General features: G+C 47.0%; 4 protein-coding genes. 3 read left to right on the top strand and 1 reads right to left on the bottom strand.

From position 1 onward, the window contains the following. Positions 1-160: HPr family phosphocarrier protein (locus ACP5KC_RS05860; RefSeq protein ID WP_428286963.1), on the top strand; the 160-nt coding region annotated here is incomplete at its 5' end. Between the two features lie 122 nt (positions 161-282). Here ACP5KC_RS05860 and ptsP read toward each other — a convergent pair. Further along, entirely contained in the window at positions 283-1,947 is a 1,665-nt protein-coding gene (ptsP, locus tag ACP5KC_RS05855; RefSeq protein WP_428286959.1) for a phosphoenolpyruvate--protein phosphotransferase, read from the bottom strand. 69 nt (positions 1,948-2,016) lie between these two features. Between ptsP and nagA the strand changes: the two genes are divergently transcribed. Both nagA and glmS read left to right on the top strand, forming a co-directional pair. Then, entirely contained in the window at positions 2,017-3,171 is a 1,155-nt protein-coding gene (gene nagA, locus ACP5KC_RS05850) for an N-acetylglucosamine-6-phosphate deacetylase (RefSeq protein ID WP_428286958.1), read from the top strand. 2 nt (positions 3,172-3,173) lie between these two features. After that, entirely contained in the window at positions 3,174-5,003 is a 1,830-nt protein-coding gene (gene glmS / locus ACP5KC_RS05845; RefSeq protein ID WP_428286957.1) for a glutamine--fructose-6-phosphate transaminase (isomerizing), read from the top strand. Positions 5,004-5,143 lie beyond the last annotated feature (140 nt).

Raw genomic sequence — 5,143 nt, 5'->3', positions numbered from 1 at the left:
TGGAAAATCTGCCGACTCAAAAAACATTTTGCAAATACTCTCTCTAGGAATAGATATGGGTGATGAGATAGAGTTGATTGCCGAGGGTCCCGATGAGGATAAGGCTGTTGAGGAGCTGTCAAAGCTCATCCTCGAAGTATTGCCTGAACAGGACAAATAACCTTCATCGGAGCCATTCTTAGGATTTGATATCACTCGATAAAGGTTATCCCGCTACTCCTAAGCAACGCCTCGGACCACTTCTTTATATCGAGGTTTGTCTTCGCGACTTCAATGATGTTTTCAACCTCGCTCTATTTTCGACAGGTTTACTCTTCTAATGATGTACTTTACCTTTCCCACAAACTGTGGTGAGACGCTAAGGCTTTCCACGCCCAAGCCTATGAGTAGAGGTATCGCAAGAGGCTTCGAAGCTACTTCCCCACAAACCTCTATCTCAGCCCTACCCTTAGCCCTTTTCACAGCAAGCGAGATGAGTCTTAGGACGGAGGGGTTAAGTTCGTCGTAAAGGTAGCTGACAAGACTGTTTCCTCTGTCCGCAGCTAACACGTATTGTGTCAAATCATTTGTACCGAAGCTTATGAAGCTTAATCCTCCTCTTTCAACGAGATCGTTTGCAAGCAGTGCGGCAGACGGAGTTTCGATCATAACTCCTAGTTCGAGCCTACCCGTCCTCACTCCACTCGACTCTAAATTCTTCCTCTCTCGCTCTACGACCTCCTGGAAATACAAAACCTCATCTACCGTGCTTACCATGGGAAGCATAAGCCTGAGCTTGCCATGGACTGAAGCCCTTAGAAGGGCTCGGACTAGTGGAACGAGTAAGAGGTCCTCGTATTTAAATAGGAGTCGCACCCCTCTGAGACCGAGTTGAGGGTTAGCCTCATTTGGGAGCTCGATAAAAGGTATGGGCTTATCTCCCCCGATATCGGGGGCTCTTACAGTTAAAGGCTTTTCACCCAATATCTGAGCTGCTTTTGAGAAAAGCTCGTAGAGTTCCTCCTCGGTTGGAGGTGAAGAGCGTTGCATATACGCAAATTCCACGCGGAATAATCCTACACCCTCGCACCCGTACTCGTCTAGAATTCTGAGCTCTTCAAAATTTCCAATATTACAATATATATTCACCTTATGCCCATTAAGAGTCAACGCGTCTAGCCTGCTTTCACGTGAAAATGCCTCTAAGAGTTTCCTATATTCGATCGCTATTGCCTCGTACTTTTTAAGTTCTTCTTCACTGGGTTCGAGTATGATTAGGCCGTTTAAAGCGTCTACAATGACTGTAATGCCATCTCTTATCTTGTTGATATCGAGTTTACGGGCTATGATATAGGGGATGCCGCGGAGACGAGCTAGTATGGCTACATGGGATGTAACTCCTCCTTCCTTGGTCACGAGACCTTTTACGCCGCTATTGGCTAGCTCGAGAAATTCTATAGGGTCTATCTCCTCTCCTATAACTACCTCATATCTTGCAGAAGTAGAAATGCTTTGCTCCGATAATAGACCTACCAGCCTGGATGCTAGGTCCCGGAGATCCTGTGCCCTCAGTGCGAAAAGCTCGCCTCCCTGCCTCATCATCTCTCCATACTTCTCATAGATTTCGCGAACAGCGAATGCTGCCGAGTATCCGAGGCTCTTTATAAGCTCTGAGGCCTCTGAGACAAAAGAGTCGAGAATAAGGAGTTGGGCATCAATTATTTCCTGTTCCTCCTTTGGAAGTAGCCTTTTAATCTCATTAAGCTTCTCAGCCAAGATATTTCCTGCGTTTTTTAGCTTTTCAACTTCTACTGTGACGTTTTGGACTCTTTCACTCCTTATTTTCTCCAAGATATCTATCTTTCTTGATACATGGGCTCGTCCGACAGCTATTCCGGGTGAGGCTACGATACCCTCGGCCAGCACGTTTTCATCCATGACCCATACTAGATAAACATTGCCTTGCATTCATTGCTTAAAAGAGATTATTTAAGAAGCTTTTTAGCCATAAGCTTCTTTAATTACATAGCGGTAAGTATGAAGTTGGTTATTAAGGGGGGAAGAGTACTAACCCCATTCGCAGATATAGGTTCAAAGGATATTGCTATCGAGTCTGGGAGGATCCAACAGATCGGTGAGAATCTTACCGGGGATAAAACGATAGACGCTACCGGGCTGATAGTAGCTCCAGGTTTTATAGACACGCACTTTCACGGCTATGGAGGCGTTGATTTCACGACAGCAAGCTCGAGTGATATACTAAAAGTCTCTGGTCTTCTTGTAAAGCACGGAGTTACTGGTTTCCTTGCATCAACTGTTGCCGCTCCCCACAACCAACTAATAAAAGCCTGTAACGAGATAGCTCAAGCGGCGCATGCATGGAATGAAGGACGAGGTGCACGTATTCTCGGAGTACATCTTGAAGGTCCATATCTAAACCCCAAGATGAGGGGGGCTATGAATCCAGGCCACTTCAAGAACCCCTCTCTTCAAGAGCTCTTAGAGTTTCAAGAAGAGGCAAGGGGTCTTTTAAAACAGGTTACCGTTGCCCCTGAGTTACCTGGTGCATATGAATTCATTAGGGAGGCTGTAAAACGGGGAATTGTTGTAAGCCTGGGACACAGTGATGCAACCTATGCTGAAGCGATGAATGCAGTACTAGCGGGGGCATCGAAAGCCAACCATATATTTAATCAGATGCGTGGCTTCCACCATCGAGAACCCGGCCTAGCCATGGCATTGCTTGATCAGGAGAATGTTTACATTGAAATGATATCGGATTTCATACACTTACACCCAACTACCATGAGGCTAGTCGTTAAAACGGCTGGGCCTAGAAGAGTTATTCTAATCACGGACGCAGTTGCAGCTACAGGCCTCCCAGATGGCGAGTATACACTCGGAGGGCTCAAGATAATCGTCAAGAATGGTGTTTCGCACCTAGCTGAAACAGGAGCTCTAGCTGGAAGCACGTTAACCCTTGACAAAGCAGTATCCAACATGGTTAAACTCGGGGTAAGCATCCAGGACGCTCTCAGAATGGCTTCAACGAATCCCGCTCAGAGTATTGGTCTGGGCGGAGAGTTCGGTGTTATAGCTCTAGGCTATAATGCCGACCTAGTCTTATTGAATGATAAGCTAAGGGTTGAAAAGACTATTATTGGCGGTGTAGAGGCATATCAAGGGGATTAGACTTGGGCGGAATATTTGCGGTTGTCTCTAGGAAAAACGAGAATGTTGTCCCTCAGGTGATTTCGGGACTAAGAAAGCTGCGTTTTAAAGGATTCGACAGTACAGGCTTTGCACTCATCGAGGATGGTATACTAAACGTCTATAAGGAGGTCGGCTGGGTAGATATCGTAGTTGAAAAACTCGGCCTCAGCGAACGAAAAGCCTCCATTGCCCTAGGACAGACCAGGTATGCAACCCATGGCAGACCAACTGCTGAGAATGCTCACCCATTTACTGACTGCAGGCAAAGAATAGCTGTAGCTGGCGACGGCTCTATCGGAAATTATGAGAAAATAAAGGACCAAGTCCTCATGTCTGGACACAAGCTTCAGTCCAGGAGCGACTTTGAGCCGCCAGCCCACCTCTTGGAAGAGTCCCTAGAACGAGAGGATAACCTATTGAATGCTCTCGAGACTCTCAAGGAGAAACTTGAAGGGTTTTACACGGTTTCCGTGTTGGATCGGGACACAGCCAGTATAGCTGCATACTCATCCATGACGAAGCTCTACGTCGGATTATCCCCAAACGCTTTCTACTTGACAAATACGCTGACAGCACTCCACGGGTTTACCGATCACTACATCATCATTGACCCTCCTGAAACTGTCTTTGTCACAAGCGAAGGAGTAAATGTATACTCGAAAGGACATGAGACAACCCCGAGACAAGTGTTGACTCTCGAGGTAGACCCTGCACTCGTTGATAAGGGAGGCTTCCCACATCATATGCTTCGAGAAATATATGAGGCACCACTTTCACTACTGCGAACGCTATACACCCTCCAAGAGAAATACCTGCAGCTCGCCTCACGTCTAATCCTTGGCGCCGACAACATATACATTATTGCTAACGGCACAAGCCTCCACGCTGGAATGGTAGCCTCATACTATCTTTCCGAGCTAGTGGGCGTAAGCCCTGTAGTTACAAGTGCCGCGGAGTTCCCACTTTACTATGTAGAAAATATTGGTCCTGGAAGCCTGGTAGTCGCAATATCGCAATCTGGCGAAACAGGAGATGTTTTATCCTCACTATACGAAGCAAAAATCAGAGGAGCTACGATTCTTGGACTTACAAACTATATAGGCTCTAGACTAGCGAGGCTGTCAAATGTTTATCTTCCAATAGCGGCTGGTCCAGAGCTTTCAGTACCCGCAACAAAGACTTTCACCTCGACTCTTCTCCTGCTCTACCTGGTCTCACTAGCGGCGTCTAAGGAATCCGGACGCATAGATTCAATTACCTATAGAGAAAAAATGGAGTCAGTAAAATCTGTGGCCTCCCGGCTCTCAGAGACAATGACGAGAATGGATGAGGAGGTTAAAAAGGCAATTATCCATGCGAGGAATTGCCGCGGCGGATATATTGTCTCGAGAGGAATAACATACCCATTAGCACTGGAGGCGGCTTTAAAGCTCAAGGAAGCCTCCTACTTCCACGCGGAGGGTGTTGAAGCAGGCGAGTTTAAGCATGGTCCCTTTGTTCTCGTTGAGAAAGGCTTCATGACGGGATTCATAATTCCTGTCGAGAGACTGGCCGCTGAAGCCACCTACCCGTTAATTCTCTCAGCTATCGAGGCGGGGGCCTCCACAGTGGTTTTCAGTCTAGAGGGCGACGAGAAATTATCTCAAATTCAAACCGAAACAGTTTCCCTTATAAGAACTCCGAGAGCAGAGCGACACCTAGCACCAATCGCCTACTCGATACCTCTCCAGCTCTTTGCATATCGCCTCGGCGTGGATCTAGGTAGGCCAATCGATGCTCCACGTTATTTAACTAAGGCAGTCTTAAGGTGAACTATAAAGAGCGATATTCAATGCTTCGAGTAGGGTGTGGTAAAGCTGTTATTACTCCAGAGAATCCAGCGGGTCACCCCCTTGCCGGGTACATTAGGAGGAAGGAGCCCTCGCAGGGAGTACATGATGACATATTTGTC

This window comes from Infirmifilum sp. (assembly GCF_049970975.1).
Classification (GTDB): Archaea; Thermoproteota; Thermoprotei; order Thermofilales; family Thermofilaceae; genus Thermofilum; species Thermofilum uzonense.
Note: the sequence above shows the minus strand (reverse complement) of the source record. Positions and strands in the feature narration are given on the sequence as shown.

Bases quoted from the DNA above. Each gene is read 5' to 3' on its own strand.
- ptsP (WP_428286959.1), bottom strand. From the start codon at position 1,947: ATGCAAGGCAATGTTTATCTAGTATGGGTCATGGATGAAAACGTGCTG.
- nagA (WP_428286958.1), top strand. From the start codon at position 2,017: ATGAAGTTGGTTATTAAGGGGGGAAGAGTACTAACCCCATTCGCAGAT.